The organism is Solibacillus sp. FSL K6-1523 (genome assembly GCF_038005225.1).
Classification (GTDB): Bacteria; Bacillota; Bacilli; order Bacillales_A; family Planococcaceae; genus Solibacillus.
Window position 1 is genome coordinate 2,668,144 of the sequence record NZ_JBBOSU010000001.1, and the last position, 25,206, is coordinate 2,693,349.

Annotated in this window: 24 protein-coding genes; 3 read left to right on the top strand and 21 right to left on the bottom strand. The window is 37.7% G+C overall.

Going from position 1 to position 25,206, the window contains the following annotated elements; genetic code table 11:
- Positions 1-9: 9 nt before the first annotated feature.
- Complete coding sequence (locus MHI10_RS12790) at positions 10-741, bottom strand: glycerophosphodiester phosphodiesterase (RefSeq protein ID WP_340785909.1); 732 nt, start codon at positions 739-741, stop codon at positions 10-12.
- A complete protein-coding gene (locus MHI10_RS12795) occupies positions 741-2,312 on the bottom strand; it encodes a DUF342 domain-containing protein (protein WP_340785911.1) in 1,572 nt (523 codons plus the stop codon). The genes MHI10_RS12790 and MHI10_RS12795 overlap by 1 nt, the downstream gene beginning before the upstream one ends.
- Positions 2,313-3,121: 809 nt before the next feature.
- Between MHI10_RS12795 and MHI10_RS12800 the strand changes: the two genes are divergently transcribed.
- Entirely contained in the window at positions 3,122-3,292 is a 171-nt protein-coding gene (locus MHI10_RS12800) for a hypothetical protein (protein ID WP_340785912.1), read from the top strand.
- 179 nt (positions 3,293-3,471) lie between these two features.
- Positions 3,472-4,023: a nucleotidyltransferase family protein gene (locus MHI10_RS12805; RefSeq protein WP_340785913.1), complete on the top strand. Its 552-nt coding sequence runs from the start codon at positions 3,472-3,474 to the stop codon at positions 4,021-4,023.
- A gap of 8 nt (positions 4,024-4,031) precedes the next feature.
- Here MHI10_RS12805 and MHI10_RS12810 read toward each other — a convergent pair whose 3' ends face one another.
- The 3 genes from MHI10_RS12810 to MHI10_RS12820 all read right to left on the bottom strand — a co-directional run bounded on the left by MHI10_RS12810 (position 4,032) and on the right by MHI10_RS12820 (position 5,968).
- Positions 4,032-4,406 carry a hypothetical protein gene (locus MHI10_RS12810; RefSeq protein ID WP_340785915.1) on the bottom strand — a complete coding sequence of 125 codons (375 nt, stop codon included), beginning with the start codon at positions 4,404-4,406 and terminating at the stop codon, positions 4,032-4,034.
- Positions 4,407-4,439: 33 nt separating this feature from the next.
- Positions 4,440-4,916: a DUF2975 domain-containing protein gene (locus MHI10_RS12815; protein ID WP_340785917.1), complete on the bottom strand. Its 477-nt coding sequence runs from the start codon at positions 4,914-4,916 to the stop codon at positions 4,440-4,442.
- A gap of 251 nt (positions 4,917-5,167) precedes the next feature.
- The gene (locus MHI10_RS12820) at positions 5,168-5,968 is read right to left on the bottom strand and encodes a copper amine oxidase N-terminal domain-containing protein (protein ID WP_340785919.1); all 801 of its coding nucleotides are present in this window, start codon (positions 5,966-5,968) and stop codon (positions 5,168-5,170) included.
- 177 nt (positions 5,969-6,145) lie between these two features.
- Here MHI10_RS12820 and MHI10_RS12825 point away from each other — a divergent pair, with 177 nt between their 5' ends.
- Complete coding sequence (locus tag MHI10_RS12825) at positions 6,146-6,628, top strand: hypothetical protein (RefSeq protein ID WP_340785921.1); 483 nt, start codon at positions 6,146-6,148, stop codon at positions 6,626-6,628.
- A gap of 215 nt (positions 6,629-6,843) precedes the next feature.
- Here the strand turns inward: MHI10_RS12825 and spo0A are convergent, their stop codons facing one another.
- From spo0A to MHI10_RS12905, 16 genes are all read right to left on the bottom strand, one after another.
- Entirely contained in the window at positions 6,844-7,635 is a 792-nt protein-coding gene (gene spo0A / locus MHI10_RS12830; protein WP_340785923.1) for a sporulation transcription factor Spo0A, read from the bottom strand.
- Between the two features lie 377 nt (positions 7,636-8,012).
- Entirely contained in the window at positions 8,013-8,942 is a 930-nt protein-coding gene (locus tag MHI10_RS12835) for a SpoIVB peptidase S55 domain-containing protein (protein WP_340785924.1), read from the bottom strand.
- A gap of 347 nt (positions 8,943-9,289) precedes the next feature.
- Positions 9,290-10,987 carry a DNA repair protein RecN gene (gene recN, locus MHI10_RS12840; RefSeq protein ID WP_340785925.1) on the bottom strand — a complete coding sequence of 566 codons (1,698 nt, stop codon included), beginning with the start codon at positions 10,985-10,987 and terminating at the stop codon, positions 9,290-9,292.
- 16 nt (positions 10,988-11,003) lie between these two features.
- Positions 11,004-11,453, bottom strand: a complete 450-nt coding sequence (ahrC, locus tag MHI10_RS12845; protein WP_340785926.1) for a transcriptional regulator AhrC/ArgR — start codon at positions 11,451-11,453, stop codon at positions 11,004-11,006.
- A 169-nt stretch (positions 11,454-11,622) separates the two neighbouring features.
- The gene (locus tag MHI10_RS12850; protein ID WP_340785927.1) at positions 11,623-12,441 is read right to left on the bottom strand and encodes a TlyA family RNA methyltransferase; all 819 of its coding nucleotides are present in this window, start codon (positions 12,439-12,441) and stop codon (positions 11,623-11,625) included.
- A 6-nt stretch (positions 12,442-12,447) separates the two neighbouring features.
- Positions 12,448-14,343, bottom strand: a complete 1,896-nt coding sequence (gene dxs, locus MHI10_RS12855) for a 1-deoxy-D-xylulose-5-phosphate synthase (RefSeq protein ID WP_340785928.1) — start codon at positions 14,341-14,343, stop codon at positions 12,448-12,450.
- Positions 14,344-14,431: 88 nt separating this feature from the next.
- On the bottom strand, positions 14,432-15,313 hold the full coding sequence (locus MHI10_RS12860) for a polyprenyl synthetase family protein (RefSeq protein WP_340785930.1): 882 nt from the start codon (positions 15,311-15,313) through the stop codon (positions 14,432-14,434).
- Positions 15,314-15,316: 3 nt separating this feature from the next.
- Positions 15,317-15,544: an exodeoxyribonuclease VII small subunit gene (gene xseB, locus MHI10_RS12865; protein ID WP_340785931.1), complete on the bottom strand. Its 228-nt coding sequence runs from the start codon at positions 15,542-15,544 to the stop codon at positions 15,317-15,319.
- Positions 15,544-16,899 carry an exodeoxyribonuclease VII large subunit gene (gene xseA, locus MHI10_RS12870; RefSeq protein ID WP_340785932.1) on the bottom strand — a complete coding sequence of 452 codons (1,356 nt, stop codon included), beginning with the start codon at positions 16,897-16,899 and terminating at the stop codon, positions 15,544-15,546. Before xseA ends, xseB begins: the two co-directional genes overlap by 1 nt.
- Positions 16,900-17,050: 151 nt before the next feature.
- Positions 17,051-17,914, bottom strand: a complete 864-nt coding sequence (gene folD / locus MHI10_RS12875) for a bifunctional methylenetetrahydrofolate dehydrogenase/methenyltetrahydrofolate cyclohydrolase FolD (protein WP_340785933.1) — start codon at positions 17,912-17,914, stop codon at positions 17,051-17,053.
- 158 nt (positions 17,915-18,072) lie between these two features.
- Positions 18,073-18,462: a transcription antitermination factor NusB gene (nusB, locus tag MHI10_RS12880; RefSeq protein ID WP_340785934.1), complete on the bottom strand. Its 390-nt coding sequence runs from the start codon at positions 18,460-18,462 to the stop codon at positions 18,073-18,075.
- A 112-nt stretch (positions 18,463-18,574) separates the two neighbouring features.
- Positions 18,575-20,065 (bottom strand): glycerol kinase GlpK, encoded by a 1,491-nt coding sequence (glpK, locus tag MHI10_RS12885; protein WP_340785935.1) that lies wholly within the window; start codon positions 20,063-20,065, stop codon positions 18,575-18,577.
- Between the two features lie 27 nt (positions 20,066-20,092).
- Complete coding sequence (locus tag MHI10_RS12890) at positions 20,093-21,736, bottom strand: glycerol-3-phosphate dehydrogenase/oxidase (protein ID WP_340785937.1); 1,644 nt, start codon at positions 21,734-21,736, stop codon at positions 20,093-20,095.
- Between the two features lie 142 nt (positions 21,737-21,878).
- Entirely contained in the window at positions 21,879-22,283 is a 405-nt protein-coding gene (locus tag MHI10_RS12895) for an Asp23/Gls24 family envelope stress response protein (RefSeq protein WP_340785939.1), read from the bottom strand.
- Between the two features lie 141 nt (positions 22,284-22,424).
- Entirely contained in the window at positions 22,425-23,498 is a 1,074-nt protein-coding gene (locus MHI10_RS12900) for a mechanosensitive ion channel family protein (RefSeq protein ID WP_340785940.1), read from the bottom strand.
- Between the two features lie 470 nt (positions 23,499-23,968).
- Complete coding sequence (locus MHI10_RS12905) at positions 23,969-24,904, bottom strand: hypothetical protein (RefSeq protein ID WP_340785941.1); 936 nt, start codon at positions 24,902-24,904, stop codon at positions 23,969-23,971.
- Positions 24,905-25,206 lie beyond the last annotated feature (302 nt).

The following is a 25,206-nucleotide window of genomic DNA, read 5'->3' on the forward strand; positions in this document are numbered from 1 at the left end:
TTGCAAGTCTCAAGTATTGGTTGTATTTTTTTGTTGAACTCTTCTTACTTTATCGGGATAATCTGTAATCCAGCCAAGCACAGCTGGATGTGGGTTAGATAAAAACGATTCGGACCCGACAATCCCATAAAACCGTATTCCTTTTTTCGCCTCATCACAAGCCTCTAAATAGCGTTGTTTATAATATTTTCGGTGCGCGTGCACATGGTCAATGAAATCTAAATTTCGTAATGATTGCCAATTAAATTTCTTCGTCACTAAAAATGCTGTCTCAAAATCAGGACGCACTTCTTTCACGATTTTTAACAACTCCATATGAAAAGATGAAAAATGACTGTTTGCTGGGAGTTTTAATGTTTTAATCTCGTCTTTTAGTGCCTCAGTATTGGCTAAAACCGACTCTTTCAATTCGACATTCAACGCTATATTTTCGCGATTTGCCCAGTTGACTAATTGCGAAAAAGACATAATTTTTTTCGTTGATAGGATTCGTTTAAATCTTGTGCCGATACTATATTTAGATAATTCCTGAAACGTACACTCATTAATGTTTTTTCTTACACCGGCTAACCGAGTTAAATCCATGTCATGAAATACGACTAAAATGGAATCCTTCGAAACTTGAATATCTAGCTCAATTCCATCTGCGTTTAATGCTTTCGCTTTCTCAAACGCTTCCAACGTATTCTCAAGCTCATAGGCAGATGCGCCGCGATGTGCATAAATCGGAATGTTCTTCATTAGACGTTCAACTCTCCAAACTCTAATAAAAATCGACCATTTGTTGCATTAGATAAAATGGATGACTTCTTACCAATTTGGATATATGTACCTGAATAAGCTTCTTTCGTAACGTGGATTTCCTCTCTTCCGACATTGCGTAGATCATGCATTAATTGCTTAATTTCTCGATCTAAATCCATCGCCTCTTCTTTATTAGATGCTAATTTTTGCTTCGTTTGTTCGAATGCTGCAATTTGCGGCCGCGTCAAATTACGAATAACGGGTAGCACGCGGTTCACTTGAGCTTCCAGCTGTAAAATATCTTCTTGCATAGTTTTTAATAAAGCTGCCTTATTTTGAATCATCTCTAAGCCATCTTGTTTATTTATACTATTAATAATCAGTTCCGTGCGCCGTTCTAAACGATTGCCAGAAACAGCTGTTGTAATCATACTTTTTGCGATGGCAGTTCCACCAATAATCTTACCTTTGCGTTCATCAACTAAAATTGAATGGCCATTAATATTAGAACCGAGTGCGTAAAATCCAATGTTTACATCTTGCCCAGCCGTAAGATTTGCCTCATTGACGTGCTTCACAAAAATATTGCCTCCCGCTTCTACACGCGTTTGCCCTAGCCCAAAAATACCACCACGAATAAAAATATCGCCATCAATGGATTTGATGAGTTTCGCGCCTGACACACCTTCAGCACCTTCAATCGAAATATCACCTTGTGCAATAACTGTAAAGCCAGCTTGAACCGTGCCACGGATGGATAATGAGCCATTAAATTCGAGATTTCCAGTCTCAATGCCGACATCACCGTTAATTGGTAAATGATGATTTACGCCGACCATCCCTTGTGAATCTTCAAGTACACCACTTATTTTTGAACGGATAACAGTTTTACCCTCTTCCTCGATTTCATAAGCCGATTTGCGATCATATTTTAACGCTATATCACGACCACTTTGAGCTTGAATGACTTCACCATGTACGTTGTAGCCAGGTATACCTGGTTGCGCATGGATTTTCTCCCCTAACCAAGCACCTTCGTCGATTTCATAAATAAAGTTCATATCATAATAATCTGCCTTGCCATCTTCGCGAATAACGGGTTTACGTTCTGGAATTTGCAAATAAGTAACAATGGCATCATCCCCCTTTATTGGTGGGGTACCTTGTGCAATTAAATTTGCTTTTCCACAAACAACAGATTCTAATTTTATATCCATAATTCCATGTTTAATATTGTGCTCTGCTAATAAACCACTTACATCTTGTTTGAATTTTTCTAGGTCTTCACGAATTGTTTCAAGTGTTTCATAAATAAAAAGTGAAGCTGACATTTTATCGCGTGAAACTTCTACAGTTATCGATGGAAGCCACTTACCAATTTCAGCTGGGGTTTTTGACACATTCGTCAATACATTTTTTAACACTGCAAAGTTTGTTAATTTTATTCGAGGGTTTAGGCGTACAATGGTATCAAAATCTTTTAATAAAAAACCAGTTTGCAATGTTTCTACAAATATTTTCCCATTCTGTTCTGACACTTCAATAAATCCATTTTCAAAAATAACCACGTATATCCTCCCTTCCACTTATATTCTAGTATATACAATTATTAGATTTTTGTTTAGAAAAATATTGCGAACATCCGTTTTTCCCGGTACATTCCCTACCTCCTTCCTAGTAATAGGCATCTATATAGTCCGAATGGTCCATCAATAGTTATTCAATGTATTTGTGGAAATGAATTATTTTATAACATTTTTTTGATAATCAAGGAGTAACTTCATTATTTCAGGCTCTAACTACCATCAAAATCCACTCAATAAGTCTTAATATAAGTCTATTGTATGATTTATTTTGAAATATAAGATATTTATATTTCATTAATCATTTTTGCTTTAAAATCCCACTAAAAACACTCTATTATCTAAAAATTTCATAAATACAATTCCGTTTTTATGAATTTTTGACGTTTGTTTATACTTTATTTGGAAAGTTAATTCGATTTTCCGATAAAAAAGAGCGTCCATAATCGCCTTGGACGCTGAAGATAGTTTATACGATATTCTTATCATTTAAACTAAAAGAAAGGAGGTAAAAACTAATGAATTATGCTTGGGTATTGCATCTAGATTTTGTCGTTGTGCTACCACAATTCAAAATCCGTGATATCCCCTGAGGCATATTTTTCGCTCGATAAGTGTTTAAATCTTTACCGAACGAAGTAAAAGTATTACTAAAGTTATCATACCCCTCACACTTACAATTAAACATATTTTTCAAAATTTGTTTAATTATTTGCAGTAATTATCAACTTTAATATGTTACAATTTCAATATAGTAAATTTCTAATTATGTAAATAAAAGGGGGACTTATCATATGAAACACGTAGGCTTAGGCGATATTTTATTTAGCCTTTTCTCAATTTTCGGATTGTTATTTACCGTCGTTCCCATTATTTTTTTCCTGTGGTTCGCTATAATTACAACGAAGCAATTGAAAATGCAGACGAAATTATTGGAGGAAATTAAGGATCGATTAAATTTTTAAGTAAACTTTCGTAATGTGCGTTTTATTTAGATTGAACGACTAAAATTTAAGTAATTATTTCGTCTGGTTGGTGTAAATTAAATAAACAAACATAGACATTTTAGGGAGCCATAGTTTTTCTCGACTATCAACCCAATCGATTAACATATGAAGAAAAGGGACGAAAGAGGGTTCGTAATTTGAATTATGAAGATGAACTGATAAAAATCATTAGAAACGATTTAATCCTTATGACCATCCTAAAAACAGTTGAGTCATTAGAATTACAGGATTGTTGGATTTGTGCGGGTGTTTTAAGAAATAAAGTATGGGATGTTTTACATAGTATCCACACTTCTGTTAACGATATTGACGTCATTTATTTCCAAGAAAATGATGTAACAACTGAAACAGAAAAAAAGCTCGAAACACAATTACATACTTTCATTCCCAATTTACCGTGGTCGGTGAAAAACCAAGCACGCATGCATTTAAAAAATCAGTTACAGCCCTTTAGTTCTTCTTTTGATGGGATAAGTCATTTTCCTGAAACTGCAACAGCGATAGGCGCAAGGTTGATAAACAATCAGATTGAAATTATCGCTCCTTATGGATTAACCGATTTATTTGAGTTAAAAATTGCGCCCACTCCAAAATATTTAAAGACTGAAAGATTACATCCCATTTATCAACAAAGAGTCGCAATGAAAAAATGGAAAACTATATGGACAAATTTAATACTGAATGATTAAAGCAAATTTTAATGCCCTATCACCTTTTCAATTGCGGTTGGATAATTCGTCAAACTAAATTTAGCGTCGTCGATTTCTATCCAGCCTAATTGGTTAGCACCTTGTATGTTCCCAATACAACGGTAATTTACAATATACAAACAAGTACCAGCATCGTATTCAGCAGCTTTCCAAATCTCTCCTTTTTTTCGCGGGTCAATCCCGAACTTCTGAAAAAATTGTTGAATCTGTAAGGGCATTTCTATAATGGCTTCTGCATAATAACAACAATTATCACATCCACAATGTTCTTTTTCCGAAACAAGCGGTAAAGAGTCATACAGTTCTTTTGTTTTCTCTGCATCTATGGTCACTAAATGCTTCATTATTGTAAATTGCTCCATTCGTCCTCCCCTTTATCAACTCGATAGCTAAATTTACGATGTTTCTGACTCTCTTTGGAAACATATGGCTCTTTTCACTATCGCTCGAATTAACATTATTACCGCAGCTATTATCCATATCGTAACGGTAAGACCTATCATAATTAGTGCTAACAATGGCCCAGGTCCCCCAAAAGTTCTCGTATATTGGAATAAAATAATGATTCCGATTGACGCGACAAGGCACATTCCAACTAACACTTCGACCCATCGAATAAATGTTGAACTAAATACTAAGCCACGATCAAAAATGGTAAGTAAATATAAGATGATTCCTAATCCAATTAATAAGAACACCAACAACAATTCGCAAGTGACAAGGATAGGCAGCTTCGCATAATCAAGTTCAGGGTTTAAGGCTCTCATATCTTCTGCGATACTTGGCAATACATATCCACCAAAGAATAGCACACCTATTGCAAACACAATTAATAAGATTTTTAAAATATTTGACGTTATATTCCCTCTCAATCCAATCCACCTCCAAAATTTTCAACTGATTACAATATAAAGTTCATCACATTGTAAGTCAATACTTTTTTATTGATAATCAATAAAAAAGACAGATTTTAACATGCTCCAAAACAAAAATATCCTATGCATATTTTGTCTAAAGAACAAAAAAATTCACCTCGATATAACAATCGAGGTGAATCAATGATAAATATGAATGAACTTTTTATTGTTTGAGGTAAAACTCGCCACCAGAACAAATTTATATATTAAGGTCGGAATGGGGCCCACTCTTCTTCAATAGCGTTCACTACCCATTTGCCATTCTTTTCTACAAGCGTAAATTGATGAATAATATCACCATAACCTCTTTTACTTTCATACCCAAAGAATACTTTTCTTATTTTCATCGTTTTTCTATCTGGATAAGAATAAGATTCGTTAATATATGGATGTTCTGCTGCTGGATTTACTTCAAAACCTAAGCCATTATTCTGAATGATTTTATTACTCATTGTATCAGTAAAATAAGGCTTTAAATGTGCCCTCTTTTGCGTGACTCCCGATAAATTGGATGCATGATTTACTGCATCTCCAAGGAGTTCATAGCCTTTTCTATAATCAATCGGCTGCGCATAAATAATTAGATATGGCACGCGATCTTCTAAATAGGCCAGTTGTTTTTCTTTATCCCAGCCGATATTATTTCCAAACGCTTCACTAATATATCGTAACGGTAAATAAACTTTCCCCTTTTCTAAAAGTAAGGATACATCCATTTTAATTTCGTTATCATTTACGATTAACATTTTAGAGCCATGTTTTAACTTAATCACTTTATCATCTTTGATTATAGTTGCTAGTTTAGCTTTGTTGTTCCAGTCCACTTGAGCACCTAGTTCGTCGCCTATTGCTCGTATCGGGCCAAATGTTCTTCCATTTTGGACTTTGCCATCATAGATTGCACGTTCACCTTCGTTTGCATGCACAACATCGTTACCAATAGTAAATGATGTTACGAATATGCCTGTTGCTAAAGCATAAAGTGCTAATCTCTTAAATTTCTTCATGTTGAACCCTCTTTCACACTGTTTACAAATTAATTTTACCAGATTAAATCGCTATTCTCCAATCCATTTCATGGGCTGTAGAGGAAGTAATGGGTAAATCTATTTTGCCTTTCTTAAAGAAAAAAACAACATGCAACCATTCAATTATTTATCCGTCATCAATAGAGAGGTGATTTTGTGAATAAATGGTTAATCGCGTGTATTGTATCTATTATTTTGTTATTTTCGGGATGTAATTTACTAATAAATAGCCTACTACCAAATGAATATGAAGTACTCGAAAGTAATTGGGGAATTTCTTTACCTGAAGCAGATGAAGTAACAAATTTACTAATCACAGAAGCTAGTTTTCACGGAGATGGGGAATGGTTTACATTATTCGATTATTCAAAACCGATTGATTTGAGTAATGTAGGCTTTGTAAAACTTACTGCCAGTGATATTAGTAATGCCAATCAAAAAATAACGCAATTCGAAAAAAGAACAATTGATATTCGTCAAAATGCCAAAGAAACAATCGACATTTTTAATCAAAATGATATAAAAGCAGAAGTTGGCGACTATTTTTTCTACGATGCGCGCAATGGCGGAGATGATTTCATTATCTTATTATACAAAACCAAAAGTCATCAATTATATAAATATGTATGGCATCAATGAGGAGCCGTCTCTCGAATACGCTAAATTGAGTTCTATTTTATTCACTAAGGCCGTAAAAAAAGACACGCCTTCATTTATTGTTTTCAAGGAAACCAATAAATGAAGGCGTGTCAAAATAAACACTTACATATTTGGTGAATTTTAAGTTTAAATCGTGTCTAATCGGGTATTCATTCACTATATGAAAATATTCCCCCAGCTTGTCCAGTAAGCCCTTAACTCGCCACCATCTCAATACGAATCTTGTCCGCAATCATGGCGATGAACTCTGAATTGGTAGGTTTTGACTTCATATGGTGCACAGTGTAGCCAAACAGCTCGGAAATGGACTCGTAGCTACCGCGGTTCCATGCGACTTCAATTGCATGACGGATGGCACGTTCCACACGTGACGGCGTCGTATTAAATTTCTTGGCGATTTCAGGATATAAAATCTTCGTTACCGAGCCGAGTAACTCGATATCATGGAAAACCATCTGAATCGCTTCACGTAAATAGGCATACCCTTTAATATGGGCAGGAACGCCAATTTCTTTAATTATGGATGTAATCGTTGTATCTAGTTGACGTTGATCAAGCTTTGTTGACGAATTCGGTTGTAAAATGCTTTTTCGTTTTTCTACTTCAACTTGTTGCCCGGCACAATGGAGAATTTTTTGTACAAGCTGTTCAAATTCAAATGGCTTTAACATAAAATACGAAGCGCCATAATTAACAGCTTGCTTCATCACATCCTCTTGCCCAAAAGCCGTTAACATAATGACCTGGATATCTCCGCAACGTTCATCATTGTACATGGTTTCTAACACAGCCAGGCCATCCAAATGTGGCATGATAATGTCTAGCAATAAAACGTCTATCTTGTGCTCTTCCAACATTTTAATACATAGTTTACCATTCGCTGCCGTAGCAACCACTTCAATTTGAGGATGGTTTTTAAAGAATAATTCCATCGTTTTTACGAGCTCACGGTTATCATCCGCAATCGCAATTTTTACTTTCGTCAATCAAAATCCCCCTTTAAATTTAAGTTCCTAAAGGAAACTACAATCCTGCACGTCATATTTCATCAATGCACCGTGAAAAATGAAAGCTTTCATCACATTGTACTGTCTGTCATCGAAATAGAAATTATTGCGAAGAAAAATAGCCTTTATCATTTTGTCTAACATCCCGTTTTTTTTGCTTTCACTTAGTGAGTTTTCGACAATATTAAAAAAAATCCTTTAAAACAGTAAAAAATGAGCATCAAGCATTATAATTTCACATTATATCGACAATAATAGCGTTAATTCTCCTCTTTTGTCGAATGCACTTATGTACAATTTTAATAAAGAAAGTAAAAAAAGACTACACTTATTTGATAAGTGTAGTCAATAGGTTCTTAATTCGGGCTTTTTTTCAGCATTTCGATTACAAGTATTCCTGCCCCTTTTGTCGGTTCTTCCACAAACATATGTGTTACAGCCCCTACAAATCGGTTATCTTGTATAATCGGGCTGCCACTCATTCCTTGTACAATTCCTCCAGTCTTTTGAATTAATCGTTCATCGGTCACAAAAAATGTAAAAGTGTTTCCATCTTGTTTACTAATTTCAATCTCAAATGTTTCTACATTTTCACCATCAATACTCGTTAATAATTGGGCTTTTCCCTCTTTTAATTCATCCGCATGTATAATTTCTAGCGCCGGATGCAAACTGTGTTGTAGCGATTGTTCCCATTTCCCAAAAATACCGTAAAGCTCATTACTTGCAACGGTGCCCAGTGGTGTTAATGATTTATTGACAATCGAAATTTTATAGCCTGGCTGACCTGGCACGCTCTTTTTCACCTGAGAAATGGATGCTGTAAAAATGGAGCCTTCATCAAATTGTGGGGGTTGCTTTAAAATCGAGTCGACAATTTGATGTCCTAATGCGCCATACTCCATTGTTTGCGGATCGATAAATGTTAATGTGCCGATCCCATCTGTTTCGGTTTTTAAAAAGGGCATTAAATTGAACAATTGATCTTTTGAAACACTTACTTTCTTTGTTCCTGATTTTTGCTCAACTGTTAATTCAACATCTTTCTTTTGATTTTTTAACACCGTTACATCAGAAAGTGTTTCATTATTAACTTCCGTAATCTGATCGCCCTGTTTGAGCCATTCACCTGAATCTAACAAGACATCATGTGAGACAAAAACATTTGGCAATTGAAGCTGCACACCGATGGATTGACCCATTGGAATTAATTCCTTTGCAAAGCCTTGTAATGGAAATGTTAAAAATAGTACGACGACGAGTAATGACCGCAACCTTTGCTTCATATTTCACCTCCTCTGTTTGCTTACTATGTGACAGTTTGGATGAGTTATGAACGGAAATTTTTTGGTGTAATTGAAATTGATTTTGTACCAAATGGAACGAATAATTTTATGAGTCCTCAAAAGACAGATTCCATGCGTTTTCTTAATAAGTATCGTTTTTTGAAATATTTATTTTGGCGAATTCTTACTCTCTTTTTACTAAAATAATGATTTCCCACCAAAATAAAAAGCGAAAATTTAATGTCGAATTTATAATGAAAAAAAATAAAATTATATCGAAAATATAATTTACAGCAAAAAACGCATCCTTTCCTCATTTAGAAAGGTGCGTTTTTAGTGTTCCCCATTTATCCTTTTGTCATCGCATTTTTTCGTTCATTGGCCATTTGAATGAGTTCAGATGCATGTTGCAATGTCAATTCGGTAATTTCTGCGCCGCTCATCATCCGACTAATTTCTTCAATGCGCTCAGTTTCTTCCATTTCAGAAATCGTTGTAAATGTTCGGTCATGCTCGACTTGTTTTTTTATATAGTATTGGTGGTCGGCCATCGCAGCTACTTGTGGTAAATGCGAAATACAAAGTACTTGAGAATTCACCGAAATCGCCGCAATTTTTTCAGCAATTGCTTGTGCGACACGACCACTAACACCTGTATCTACTTCATCAAAAATAATCGATGTAATGCCATTTGACGTCGAGAATATCGTTTTCAGCGCTAACATCATACGTGAAAGTTCTCCGCCCGATGCCACTTTTGGTAATGATTTCGGTGGTTCCCCAACATTGGTCGAAATATAAAAGGCAATGCTATCTTTCCCATTCGCATCAAACTGCTCTTGCGCTTCAAAATTCACGATAAATTTTGCTTTTTCCATATGTAACATGCGTAATTGATCCATTATGGCCTCACTTAAAACAAGCGCATTTTCTTTGCGAATAACCGTCAACTGACTCGCTAATTGCGCTAATTCCTGTTCCATTTCATGAAGCAATTGTTCGTTTTTTTGCATCGTTTCATCACGATTCATCAGTTGCATCAATTCTTCTTCTATTTTTGCATAGTACACAAGAATTTCTTCAACCGTCGTACCGTACTTACGCTTCATCGTTTGGTATTGTGCGAGGCGCTGCTCTACTTCATTTAAACGCTCTGCATCGTACTCCAAATCATCCAGCGCGTTTTTAATTTGGTACGCTGCATCCTGGAGTGCATAAAAACTCGATGTCACTGCTTCAGATGCTTCTTTAAATGTTTCATCTAAGACGACAATATTATCCATTGCCTCCATCGCGTTGCCGATAAAATCAAGTCCATTCGATTCACCCGATATCGCCTCATATGCAATATTGGCATGTTCAAAAATTTTATGGAAATTCAATAGGCGACGGCGTTCATCATTGAGTGCATCCTCTTCATCCGCTTTTAAATCAGCTTGTTCGAGTTCTTGAATTTGGAATTGGTACAAATCAATTCGTTGCGCCATTCTTTGCTCGTCCATACTTAGTTCGGCCACTTCTCTTTTTAGCTCACGATACGTGTCATATGCCGTTTTATAGCGCGCTTTCACGTCTTGCAATGCCGCGCTCGCAAAATGGTCGAGCAAGTGGATATGATGCTTCTCGTCCATTAATTCTTGGTTTTCATGTTGCCCATGAATGTCGATTAAACTCCCGCCAATTTCACGTAATACCGTGAGTGGCACAAGCTTTCCGTTGACACGACAAATACTTTTACCCGAATCATTCAAATCACGGCGTAAAATAATCGTTCCTTCTTCCACATCAATTCCGTGCTCTTCTAACTTGTGAAATATCGGATGATTGTCATTGTGAATTTGAAATAGTCCACCAAGTTCAGCTTTTTTTTCACCGTGTCGAATAAATTCAGTTGAGCCGCGCCCACCCGCTAAAATATGAACCGCATCGATAATAATCGATTTCCCTGCACCAGTCTCCCCTGTTAAGACCGTTAATCCGTCAAAAAAACTAACGGTTAAATCATCAATGATTGCAAAGTTGCGAATGCTTAATTCTCTTAACAAACAAATCCACCTCGATTTATAGCATCTCTAATAAACGATTTTTAATATCTTCTCGGTCCACTTCTGTACGACACATAATTAAAATCGTATCGTCCCCGCAAATTGTCCCTAAAATTTCCGACCAATCTAAATGATCTAATAAAGAGCCAATTGCATTCGCATTTCCCGGTAACGTTTTCATTACTAAAAAATGAGACGCTCCATCAATTGACACAAATGCGTCCGCTAATGCACGGTGTAGCTTTTGGATTGGATTAAAACGTTGGTCAGCAGGTAAGCTGTATTTATAACGACCATCTTGTAACGGAACCTTTACTAAATGTAATTCTTTAATATCACGTGAAACAGTCGCTTGTGTTACGTTATAACCTGCATTTTTTAAATGATCGACTAAATCGTCTTGTGTTTCAATTTCGTTATTTGTAATAATATCGCGAATGCGAATATGGCGTTGGCCTTTATTCATCAAGGTCACCTCTTAAATTTTATTCAATCTATGTATATTTACACTAACATTTGCATAAAAGAAATTCAAGAAAAACCCGAAAGATCTGCTCAAAATTGTCTTTTAATCATATTTACAACAAATAAAAAGTACAAGTTCGGTTCATAAATGACCTACCTTGTACTTTTCATTATTTTAACTGTGCATGTGCCTCTTTCACAACAGACTCAAAATTAGTAAAAGCCGCTACTTCTTCCCCTTCATGTGGGTTGTATAAATGGAATAAAAATTCGATATTCCCTTCGCCACCGGTAATTGGTGAATAGGAAGCATCTTTTACAACAAATCCCGTTGCTGTTGCCATTTTCGCTGTTTCTTCTAACACAGCTAAATGGACTTTTGGTTCACGAACGATGCCTTTTTTGCCGACATTTTCACGTCCCGCTTCAAATTGTGGTTTAACGAGTGCCATCACATCTCCACCAGGCATTAATACCGTTTTTAATACCGGTAAAATGAGCGCTAGTGAAATAAACGACACATCAATCGTTGCAAAATGAGGTAAGCCTTCTACTAAATCTTCCGGCTTCGTATAACGGAAATTGGTTTTTTCCATGACCGTTACGCGCTCATCGGAACGAATTTTCCACGCTAGTTGATTGGAGCCAACGTCTAATGCATAGCAATGACGCGCACCGTTCTGCAGTGCACAATCTGTAAAACCGCCTGTTGATGAGCCAATGTCGAGCATTAATTTGCCGTCTACTGACATATCAAATATTTCTAAAGCCTTTTCGAGCTTCAGACCGCCACGCGATACATATTTTAAATCTGACCCTTTTACTTGAAGTGGCATATCAATCGCAATTTTTTCGCCTGCTTTATCAATGCGAATTTCATTTGAGAACACAAGCCCCGCCATAATCGAGCGCTTTGCTTTTTCGCGTGTTTCACATAATCCACGTTCAACAAGTAAAATGTCTACACGTTCTTTCGGTTGTTTCGTCATACTTTATTAAACCCTACCTGACTGTTTTTTTGGGACAAGTTGTTCAATGCGTCTTACTGCTTCTTCCGCTGTCACATTTATTTCAGCAAGTAATTGGTCCACATCACCATGCTCGATAAATTCATCTGGAATACCCATTCGTTCAATGGCTATTGTTCGGTATTTTTGATCACTTGCAAATTCAAGTACTGCGCTACCAAATCCACCTTGTAATACAGATTCTTCAATCGTTAAAATTGGTAAACCGGCTTTCATAATTTCATGCAACATTTTTTCATCCATTGGTTTAATGAAACGAGCATTCACTACTCGAACATTCGTCCCTTGCTGCGCTAACACTTCTGCCGCTTCCATCGCCATTGGAATTGTCGTACCGAATGTTAAGATGACCGCATCCTCACCGTCACGTAATACTTCCCACGAGCCGATTGGCAATGCTTTCATTTCTTCATCCATTTCAACACCGTAACCATTACCACGTGGATAACGCATTGCAATCGGTCCGTCATTATATTCTAATGCGGTTTTAACCATATGTTGACCTTCATTTTCATCTTTTGGCATCATTAAGACTATATTTGGAATATGACGTAAAAACGAAATGTCAAATACGCCTTGATGAGTTTCGCCATCCGCACCAACTAGGCCAGCGCGGTCAATACCAATAAATACATTTAATTTTGGTCGTGCAATATCATGTAATACTTGGTCATACGCACGCTGTAAGAATGTTGAATAAATTGCTAAAAACGGTTTCATATGTTGCGTCGCAAGCCCAGCTGCCATCGTTGTCGCATGCTGTTCGGCAATCCCGACATCAAAGAAACGTTTCGGGAAATCTCTTTGAATGCCTTCTAACTTCGAACCAACTGGCATAGCTGGTGTAATCGTCACGATACGATCATCTTCAACCATACATTTACGAACTGATTCTGCCACTAGACTACTCCATGCAGGACCTTTTGTTGCCGACTTCACAAATGCGCCAGTTTCGATTTTATAAGGGCCCGTACCATGCCAAGTGCCGACTGTATCGTCCTCCGCAGGTTTATAACCCTTGCCTTTTTTTGTAAGGACATGTACTAAAACAGGACCTTTTACTTTTTTTGCATACTCTAATGTTTTTTCAAGCGCTTCTAAATCATGACCATCAATTGGTCCTAAATATTTAAAGCCCATTTCTTCAAAAAACACACCAGATACGACTAAATATTTTAAGCTATCCTTCACACGTTCAGCTGTAGAGGCAAGCTTATCTCCAACGACAGGAATTTTGTGCATTAACGATTCTAAATCTTCTTTTGCACGTGAATATTCCTTTGCTGTACGTAAGCGGCCTAACACATCATGCAATGCCCCAACATTTGGCGCGATCGACATTTCATTGTCGTTTAAAATAACGACCATATGCGTCTTTTCATGCCCAATGTGATTCAGCGCTTCAAGTGCCATACCACCCGTTAACGCACCGTCACCAATAATTGGCACGACAAAGTTTTTAGCGCCTTTAATATCACGTGCAGCTGCCATACCCATTGCCGCTGATAATGATGTTGAGCTATGACCTGTTTCCCACATATCATGGTCACTCTCGACTAACTTTGGAAAACCGCAAAGCCCTTTAAATTGGCGTAATGTATCAAATTGATCTGCACGTCCTGTTAAAATTTTGTGCACATACGCTTGATGCCCTACATCCCATAAAAATTTATCCTTTGGACTGTTAAAAGCTTTATGCAACGCAATCGTTAATTCAACAACTCCAAGATTTGGTCCAATATGACCACCTGTTGCAGAGCATTTTTCGATTAAAAAAGCACGAATATCTTTCGCGAGTGCTTCTAATTGCTTTTTATTCAAGTCTTTTAAAAAGGATGGACTAGAAATCTTCGTTAAATCCATCACATCCACACACCTTTTCATCAGTTTATTCACCATTGTGATTTGTCTATTATATCAATGTACACCGTTTGACAAAAGTTTAACAACTTTAATTTGATCGTTTTACAATATATTGTGCTAATTGTTCTAGAAGTACTGTATTTGTCTCAATTTTTCCCAGTGCATTTACTGCCTGTTCAAAATGATGCGTTAGCTTTTCTTTTGCACCTTCTAAAGTAAGTAATGCAGGGTATGTACTTTTATCACTCGCAACATCCTTACCCGCTGTTTTTCCTAATTGCTCAGAAGTACCTTCAATATCTAAAATATCATCTTGGATTTGGAATGCTAGGCCAATATGATGTGCGTATTCTACTAATGCGCGGCGCTCTTTTTCTGGTGCATTTGCTAATACCGCACCTGATTCGATACTAAAACGTAATAAAGCACCTGTTTTATTGACATGAACCGTTTCAAGTTCTTGTAAATTTAATAAACGTTGCTCGCCGTCCATATCTAAAATTTGACCGCCTACCATGCCTTCCGCACCTGCAGCGACACTTAATAAGTCGACTAGTTCAATGCGCTGTTCAGCAGGAATGTCGAGTCTCGCCAATACGCCAAATGCCAATGTGTTTAAAGCGTCTCCTGCTAATGTTGCTAATGCTTCGCCATAAACAACATGGTTTGTTGGCTTGCCGCGGCGTAATTCATCATCGTCCATGCAAGGTAAATCATCGTGAATTAATGAATACGTATGAATCATTTCGACAGCTGAACCAACAATGTAACTTGGTGCTAATGGTTGCTTGTACATTTCACATACCGCCGCTACAAATAATGGACGGATGCGCTTACCACCTGCTTTTAAAGAATACAGCATCGATTCCTTTAAATGTGCAGGCGCTTGAATTTTTTCAACTAATTGATACATTTCCTGTTCAATTGCAGGAATATTGAATTCAATAAATGGTTTTAATACGTTATCCATAAATTAATCTTCTCCATTTCCTTGGTCGAAAGGCTGTTTTTCACCATTTTCACCAACGATTGAAATTAATTGTTGCTCTGCACTTTGAAGTGTATCATGACAAAGTTTTGAAAGCTCCATCCCATTTTTATAAAGATCGATTGCTTCCTCTAAAGGTACATCACCTTGCTCTAGCTTGCGAACAACTTCTTCTAGCTCGGCCATCGCTGCCGCGAAATTTGGCTTTGTCATCATTTTCCCTCCTCTTTTTGTACATGCGTGCCCAATATTTTTGCTTGTGCATAGCCATCTTGGAAAGTAATGGTTACGACATCATCTTTTTCTAAGTCCATAGTTGATTTTACTACGGTTTCATCCTTATACGCTATACTAAAACCTTTATTCATAATCGCTAATGGATTTAACGCTTCCAACATCCGTAAATGATTCGCAAATTCCACTTTACTTTGTGCCAGTTGTTGCTGCATAGTACGATTCAACTGGTCTGTTCGATGCGCTAATTGCTGCTTCGATGCGGTTAATTGATGCTGTGGTGAAAACTGCTTTAATTGGCTACTCAATTGTTGTAAAGCCGATTTTTGTTTCAATACATATAAGTTTAGCGCATTTTCTAATTTGCTATCCATTTGTGCAAGCTGTTCTATAAAAGGACGATATAATCGTTCCGGAGTTGCAAGTGGATAAGAATTTTGTAATTTTGTTAAACGATTGCGTTCAAATGTTAAACGCGCTGTCATCATTTGATGGAGCATCGACTTTTTCGCTAATACGTTTTGGAAAAGCTCTTGCTGATTCGGCACGGCTAACTCTGCCGCTGCAGTCGGTGTTGGTGCACGTAAATCCGCTACAAAATCGGCAATTGTTGTATCCGTTTCATGTCCGACTGCACTAATGATTGGAATGCGGCTTTCAAAAATAGCCCGTGCCACCATCTCTTCATTGAATGCCCATAAATCTTCAATTGATCCACCACCACGCCCAACAATGAGAACATCACAAAGTTCATGGCGATTTGCCAAATAAATATTTTCAGTAATATTCGGTGCCGCCCCTGCGCCTTGGACAAGCGTTGGGTAAATGAGTATTTCTACTTGTGGAAAACGGCGATTAATGGTCGTCGTAATATCGCGAATGGCTGCCCCTGTTGTTGCAGTCAGGATTCCGATTGTTTTTGGAAACTGCGGAATCGGCTGCTTAAAATCTGCGTTGAACAGCCCTTCTTTTTGTAGTTGTTCTTTTAATTGATTAAAAGCAACAAATAATCCCCCGATGCCGTCTGGTTCCATCGTTTGGGCATACAGTTGATAAACGCCGCTCGATTCGTACACATTGACATCACCACGAATGAACACTTTCATGCCTTCTTCAGGCTTAAACGAAAGCTTTGATGCTTGTGAGCGGAACATCGTCGCATTAATGCGTGAGCCATCATCTTTTAATGTAAAGTAAATATGTCCCGAACTATGAATTTTCACGTTCGAAAGCTCCCCCATTACATAAACATCACGTAAATGCGGATCGGCATCAAATTTGCGCTTAATATATTTGGTTAATGCTTTCACGGTTAAATAAGAAGACGATGTCATAAACGATTTGCTCCTTTTTGGTGGATTCATTTTGGATTATTATTACTATGTATTATTGTATTGACGTTAATCAAATTCGTAATTTTCTCCAAAAAGAAAAGCTGTTTCTCCTCAGAAAAACAGCTTCTGTATTACTACATTTTATCTTTTTTTACTTCGTTTGTCGTGCAAGTACTTTTTCAGCCGATTGAACGGTATTTGATAGAAGCATTGTAATCGTCATCGGACCTACGCCGCCCGGTACTGGTGTAATGTGAGAGGCAATGCCATCGACATCTGCAAAGTCTACGTCACCACATAGTTTATTGTCTTCATTGCGATTAATACCTACATCAATCACAACTGCGCCTTCTTTTACATGCTCCTTTGTAATAAAGTTTGCACGTCCGACAGCTGCGATAATAATATCCGCTTGCTTCGTGAATGAAGGTAAGTTTGGTGTTTTTGAGTGTGTGTATGTCACCGTTGCATCTTTTTGTAATAAAAGTTGTCCCATTGGTTTACCGACAATATGACTACGACCAACGATGACGGCATGTTTACCTGCCACTTCAATGCCCGAGTACTCAAGTAATTTCATCACGCCATAAGGAGTACATGGTAAATACGTTTCTTGACCTAGCATCATTTTACCGACACTTACCGGTGAAAACCCGTCCACATCTTTTTCAGGTGAAATTGTTGCGATTACTTGATCTTCATTAATATGTTTTGGTAATGGAAGTTGTACAAGAATACCATGAATATCTTCGCGTTCATTTAATGTACGAATTTGATCAAGCAAATTTTCCTCAGTTGTATCTTCCGGAAGTTTGATTAATTCCGAATACATGCCGATTTGTTCACACGATTTTTGCTTGTTTGCCACATATGTTTTTGAAGCAGGATTTTCCCCTACTAAAATAACCGCTAAACCAGGTGTTAAACCTTGTTTTTTAAGCGCTTCTACGCGTATTGCTACTTCACCGCGAATTTCTTGACCAATTTCTTTCCCATTAATTATTGCACTTGACATAATGTGACTCCTTCCAGTGATTCCTAAAGTTTATGTAAGTTCTAGCTTACTAAACGTAAACTAGCATTTCTAAAAAAAATCATCTTCGGCTTCTCTATCAAATTGGCTGCATCCCGCAAATTTATCCACAGAAATCTCCAACTATTTGAAGCTTCACTTTACTCGGCTGTAAATTTAGAAAGTACACCGTTAACAAATTTGCTTGATTTTTCATCACCAAATGTTTTACTTAGCTCGATTGCTTCGTTCATCACAACTTTACTTGGCGTTTCAGTGTTAGCAAACATTAATTCATAAACGGCTAAACGTAACACGGTTCTTTCAATTTTCGGTAGACGGCTTAACGTCCAGTTTTCTAGGTTTTTTTCTAGCGCAGCATCAATTTCAGTTTTATGTTCAGTTGTTCCACGTACTAATTGTTCTAAAAAAGCATTCGATTTTTGTTCTTCTTCAAGTACATGTCCAATTGCCTCTTTAAATGTAAGTTCTGTGCTGTCCAACTGAAACAATACTTGTAACGCTTTTTGGCGCGCTTCTGTTCGTTTCATAAATTAAAGTTCTCCTTCATAAGTAGCATTAAGTCCTATAATAGCACATTTTTATTATCATATCACCGTTTCAATTATATTTTTATAAATCAATTTTGTCGTGATATTAAACTCATTTAAAAACTTGTGCTGCCTTCACTGCCTTTTGCCATCCATTATATAAATCATCACGTTGCTGGACAGGCATTTCCACTTCAAATTGGCGGTCTAGTTGCCAATGTTTTTCAAGCGCGGCCTTACTGTCCCAAAAGCCTACTGCTAGCCCTGCTAAATAAGCTGCACCAAGCGCTGTTGTTTCATTCACAGCGGCACGTTCGACCGGCATGTTTAAAATATCCGCTTGGAATTGCATTAAGAAGTTATTTTTCACTGCTCCTCCATCGACACGCAATGTTTTGATATCCATTTGTGAATCAGAGCTCATTGCCGTTAAAACATCACGCGTTTGATAAGCTAAAGATTCCAACGTTGCCCGAATAAAGTGTTCTTTCGACGTACCGCGCGTCAAACCAAACACAGAACCACGCACATCCGAGTCCCAATACGGTGTGCCGAGGCCGACAAATGCAGGAACAACATACACGCCATCCGAATCCTGTACTTTCTTCGCATAGTTTTCACTTTCAGCTGTACTTCGAATCATTCGCAAGCCATCACGCAGCCACTGAATCGCTGAACCTGCTACAAAAACACTACCTTCTAGCGCATAATGCACCTTGCCGTCGATTCCCCAAGCAATTGTCGTCAGCAGCCCATGTTCAGAACGCACCGCTTCCTCCCCTGTATTCATCAACATAAAGCAGCCCGTCCCAAACGTGTTTTTAACCATCCCTTTTTCAAAGCATGCTTGACCAAATAGCGCAGCCTGCTGATCCCCTGCAATGCCTGCAATCGGGACCGAATGACCGAAGAAATGATTCACTGGAATTTCACCATATACTTCGGATGAAGGACGAACTTCTGGAAGCATCGAAGCTGGGACACCTAAAATATCGAGTAGCTCCTCATCCCATTTCAAATCGAAAATATTGTACATTAGCGTACGCGAAGCATTTGAATAATCCGTTACATGAACGGCACCATCCGTCAGTTTCCAAATAAGCCATGTGTCAATTGTGCCAAATAGCAAATCGCCTTTTCCCGCTTTTTCACGTGCCCCTTCCACATGATCAAGAATCCATTTCACCTTTGTTCCAGAAAAATAAGCATCTAGTAAAAGACCCGTTTTTTCTCGAAAAAGCTGCTCATGTCCCGCTTCTTTTAATGCATCACAAATATCAGCGGTTTGACGAGATTGCCAAACAATTGCATTATAAATCGGCTCCCCTGTATGCCTATCCCAAACAACTGTTGTTTCACGTTGATTTGTAATGCCCACGCTTGCAATTTGTTGCGCTTTTATATTATTTTTCGATAATACTCTCACAATGACCGCTAAAATAGAGCTCCATATTTCATTTGGATTATGTTCCACCCAACCAGACTTCGGAAAAATTTGCTTAAATTCCTGTTGCGCAACATATTCCACTTGCCCCTCTTGATTAAATAAAATAGCACGCGAGCTTGTCGTTCCTTGATCTAATGACATAATATATTTTTCCATCGCTTAATTTCCCCCAAACATTTTCATTCAATGAATGCTTGCCACTTCATCAATCGCTTGCTGTAATTCTTTATGATATTCGGATTTTTGTGCCATTGTCCAGTGTAAAGTTTTAGCCATTTCCTCTATGACCTCTTTTTTCACTTCATTTACTTGATTGATATTAAAGAGTAGTGCACCCGTACGACGAATGAAGAAATCAACAGGCTTAAGAGCGGCTTCATAATGCATCGCATAATGCAGTTCACCGTATAAATCGGCATTCAAACACGTATCATTTTGCTCAGCGAAATTAAAAACTTGTGCACAATTCGTTCCGTATCTCCGTACAATTCTTTCACTTTGTTCTGCCGTTAAACCGATTTCAACACCATTTCGGATTTGCCGTTCGACATATTGTTCAAAAAATGCCGAGCCGCTTAAATCCCCACCTGAAATGGGCAACTTTTTTGTGATGCACTTTGGATATGTTCGATGATATTCGTTTGAAAGCTGCTCGCTTACTAAATCCACAATTTTTTCAGCCATTTTTCGGTAGCCTGTTAATTTTCCACCTGCAATTGTAATGAGCCCTTGCTCGGACTGCCAAATTTCATCTTTTCTGGAAATTTCCGATGGGTTTTTCCCATTTTCATGAATTAATGGACGCACACCCGCCCAGCACGATTCAATTTGCCGCTGCGTTAATTGTAAATGCGGAAACATAAAATGAATCGCTTGCAATAAATATTTTTTATCGTCCGCTGTAATCGTTGGTTCCTCAATTGACCCTTCATAAAATGTATCAGTCGTGCCCACATACGTTTTTCCGTCCCGCGGAATCGCAAAAATCATGCGCCCATCATTTTGGGTATCAAAATAAATTGCTTGTTGCAACGGAAAATCCTTCTGATCAAACACGACGTGAGCTCCTTTTGACAAAATTAAGTGCTTTTCAGTAATCCCCGCATCTAATTTCCGCACTTCATCTACCCATGGTCCCGCGGCGTTAATGACTTTTTTCGCTTTGATTACATACTGTTCTTTTGTTAATTGATCTTCTACTGTGACCTTTGTAAAAGCTAAATTCCCGGCATCTATTTTGATTACTTTCATATAATTGACCGCATATGCCCCGCGCTCTGCTGCGGCTTTTAGCACTTCGATTGTCAGCCGTGCATCATCTGTCCGATATTCGACATACATGCCAGCGCCTAATAAATTCTCTTTATTTAATAACGGTTCCTGCTGGATTGCCTCGTCCTTTGACAGCATAAACCGACGCTCTCCTTTTTTAACACCCGCTAAAACATCATACACGTTTAGCCCAAATGCCGTAGCCAACGGACCAAATGTGCCCCCTTTATAAAACGGTAATAACATCCAAATCGGCGTCGTCACATGCGGACCATTTTCATAAACAATCGCCCGCTCCCGACCGAGTTCCGCAACTTCTTTTATTTGCATTTGCTTTAAATAGCGCAATCCCCCGTGAACTAATTTCGTGGAGCGGCTAGAAGTCCCCGCAGCGAAATCTTGCATATCTACTAAGCCAACGCGCATCCCACGTGTTATAGCATCTAATGCAATTCCTGCCCCAGTTATGCCTCCTCCAATAATAAAAACATCGAGCGTTTCCTGCTGTAGATTACTCATTGTTTGTGGACGTTGTAAAAACGAAAATTTCTTCATGTTGCCAATCCCTTCCATTGAAATTCTGTTAATCGCCAAAATCTCCATAAACCCCATTTTCCAGATAAAAAAAACCTAGCATTGAAAAATCCTCTGCTAGGTTACATCGTGGTGTTATTTTGATCAATCTAAACGACGAATTTTATTCTACTTCCTTCGCTGTCTCAAATTGAATACCTGTAATATGAATATTCACTTCACTTGTTTCAATTGCTGTCATGTTTAAAATCGCTTGGCGGATTGATGTTTGTACTTCTTTCGCCACTTTTGGAATCGCAAAGCCGTACTTCACTGTACAAAATACATCAATGACAATATGACCGTCTTCAGACATGGCCGATTTAATTCCTTTTGAGTGTACTTTTTTACCAAAACGTTCCACGACACCCGATGCAAAGTTACCGCGCGTTGACGCAATACCTTCAACTTCCGTCACAGCAATACCTGCAATGACTTCAATCACTTCTGGTGCAATTTCAATTTTTCCGATTTCATCTTTTCCAACCGGTGTTGGTTGTACGAATGATACTGGTTGTTTTTCAGCCATATGTGAAACATCCTCTCTTATGTAAAGTCGCCAGTTAAAGTATATAGACGATTGCTACGCTTATTATACTACAATTAACGCGGCGATGTGTGCTTGTGAACACGTTTTCCTAAAATAATTGACTTACGATCATCTAATGTTTTAATTCGTATCATTCCATACAAATTGTTCTTGCCGTGTTTCCACTAATTGAATTTCAAACCGTTCCATACTATGCATCGCCGCAAATAAAATATCCTGCTTTATTCGAAGCATTTCTGCCGTATCATTTGTATTCGCAAAATAACGAATGATGATTCGACAAGAACTCGGGCGCAGTTCATCCATTGCAACATGGATAATATTTTTCAATGTTTTTGGATGCATGGCAATTTGTTCATGCAATGATGCCATAAAGTTCACGATATTTTCTTCATTATTTTCGTTCGAAACGAATAAATAATGTTCGATTTTACGCTGCTCACGCTTAGACAAATTGTAAATGGGACGATTCACTAAAAAGGAATTCGGGACATACACAAGCCCTTGGTCACTTGTTTGAATAACCGTACTCCGCAAATTAATATCCTCTATTGTCCCATCAATTTTCCCGTCCGCTGTCATAATCCAATCTCCAATTTGGAACGGCTTATCGAGCGCGACACTCATCCCACCAAAAATATGCGCCAACGTGTCACGGATCCCAAACGCCAGGGCAACTCCCGTCAATCCAAGAGCAGTTAAAAAACCTTCTAAATTAAAACTCCATACTGATGCGATAGAAAACATCGCAATGATCATTATAATTACTTTACTAATACGTAGGAAAAAAGGGGTTAAAATATCTTGATTCTCATCCGTTTCAAAGCGCGCAGGATTTCGTAGGTAAAAGCTTAAAATATCGTATAACGCTTTGAATACAAAGTAAATATACACAGATTTAATGAGCCTTTGCATTTTGGGGGCATCAAATAACCAAACTTCAAAAAGCAATGATAACGCTGTTAAAACAAGCGTAAAAATAAGTGCATTACGGAATGCCGGAAACGTATATTTCGAAATATCACTTAATACTGGATGCTGTTTCTTTTCCAAAAATGTCGCCGTTTTCATCACAATTGGGCGGATGACAAGAAAAATAATGACCAAACCAACAACAACGATTACGGTCGCCGCTAAAGCATCCGTCCAAGTTGGGGCCTCCACATTTGGTATAAACCATTTAATTGAATCCAACAAAAAAATTCCACCTTTTTCATCCCGCGGTAACGGGCAATAAATCATCTGTAACAATAGCAATAAGTGACACCGCATACAGTCTCACTTTGCTATTTGCGCTTGCATCATAACATGGGCGTAGTTACTTTGGCTAATGAAAAATAGGGGGATGGTTTAAACATAAAAAAGAACCAGATTTAATTCTGGTTCTCTCAAACAGATATTCTGTATTAGATGATTCTTCAGCAATTAAGTGATTTACGCCCGTGTCTAATGCTTTCGCAAGTTCTTCAATACGTAAAACCGCATTTTGTGTAGTACATAGACGTTTAGCGAACCACTATATAAAATCACTCATAGCGGCTCGTCTTCTTTATACATTTTCACCTTTATTATCCCTTTAGATGATTTCTTTTGTTTTTCGTAAAGTCATGAGTCAAAATGAACTTTACATTTTGTCATATACGATCTAGTGCAAGTTCTTAATGTTATATTTCTTCAGCAAAGGCTCTTACCATTGCCTCCTCATCAAGAAACCACTTTTTCTTTAATTGCGGTGAATGATATGGATTATCGCTATGAAGATGTGGCTGTGAAATGATGCTTTTAGCAACTGGCGCCTTATAAATTTGATTAAGAGTTTCTAGTGGCTCTGGATATTCAAAGTATAAATTTAATACCGGATGTTGATTTTCATTTCTCCATTTTGCAAACCCTTTAGAAAAGTTTTTGTGTTCTGGCATTTTTATTTGTTGAAAAATCTCATCAGGCAATAAATTTTTCGCCAAGCAATACAAACCATGTGCAGGTACACATAACCGTTTCAACGACTTACTGAAATCTGCCCGCATGTATCCTGCACACATACTTTGTAAATTCTCTCCCATTCCCTCATAATCTTCATTGTGTAATGCAAGGATAAATGCAACGCCCGAACGCTCCCATTGTGGTTTCTTTGTACCGATAAATTTTTCGGCAGCAGAGAACGCTTTTGGTAATAGTTTTTCATCTTTATACCATAACGCTATTAGAAGATTACTCATCACAACATAAAACGGGTAGCCATTTTTAGTTAAACCGAGTCCATGTGGGAGAATTCGGTCCATCGTTTCGTTATCCCCACATGCGAATGCCTCTAAAATATGTAACAAATTTGTACTATGGTCACGTCCTCCTGCACATCCCGGAAGTAATTTATAGCGCATTTCCTGATAAATTAAATCATTCCACTTTTGCCAATCTTGATGTGAAAAGCACTCATCCAACCATCTATCATAGTCGATTTTTAATAGCCCATAGGATATCGATCGAACCATTACCTCTAATACGCTATAGCCTTGAGCCGCTCTTTCCTTTGCCTTATTTACTATTTCCTCATAATTTATCATACACTGCTCGATGTAGTGATTGTTATCTATTTTCATTAAACTTCATTGTCCCCAATCATACTTATTATTTCGTTTCAAAACGAAATTTATATAAATTACCTTCTATTTGAACGAGTTCACTTAAAGATAATTTACCATATTCTCTCTGTTTCTACTATATCCAAAAAAGCCCGATGCAATTTCACACAGGACTCCGCTACTTCACACTATATTCACTGTATTTCCGTACATCAGAGCGTATTATTTACGTCCCGATTACATATCGTATCAATCATAATTACTTAATAACCTTCTTCGATTCCCTCATTTATTTCAGGCGAGATAAGTATGCATATCTT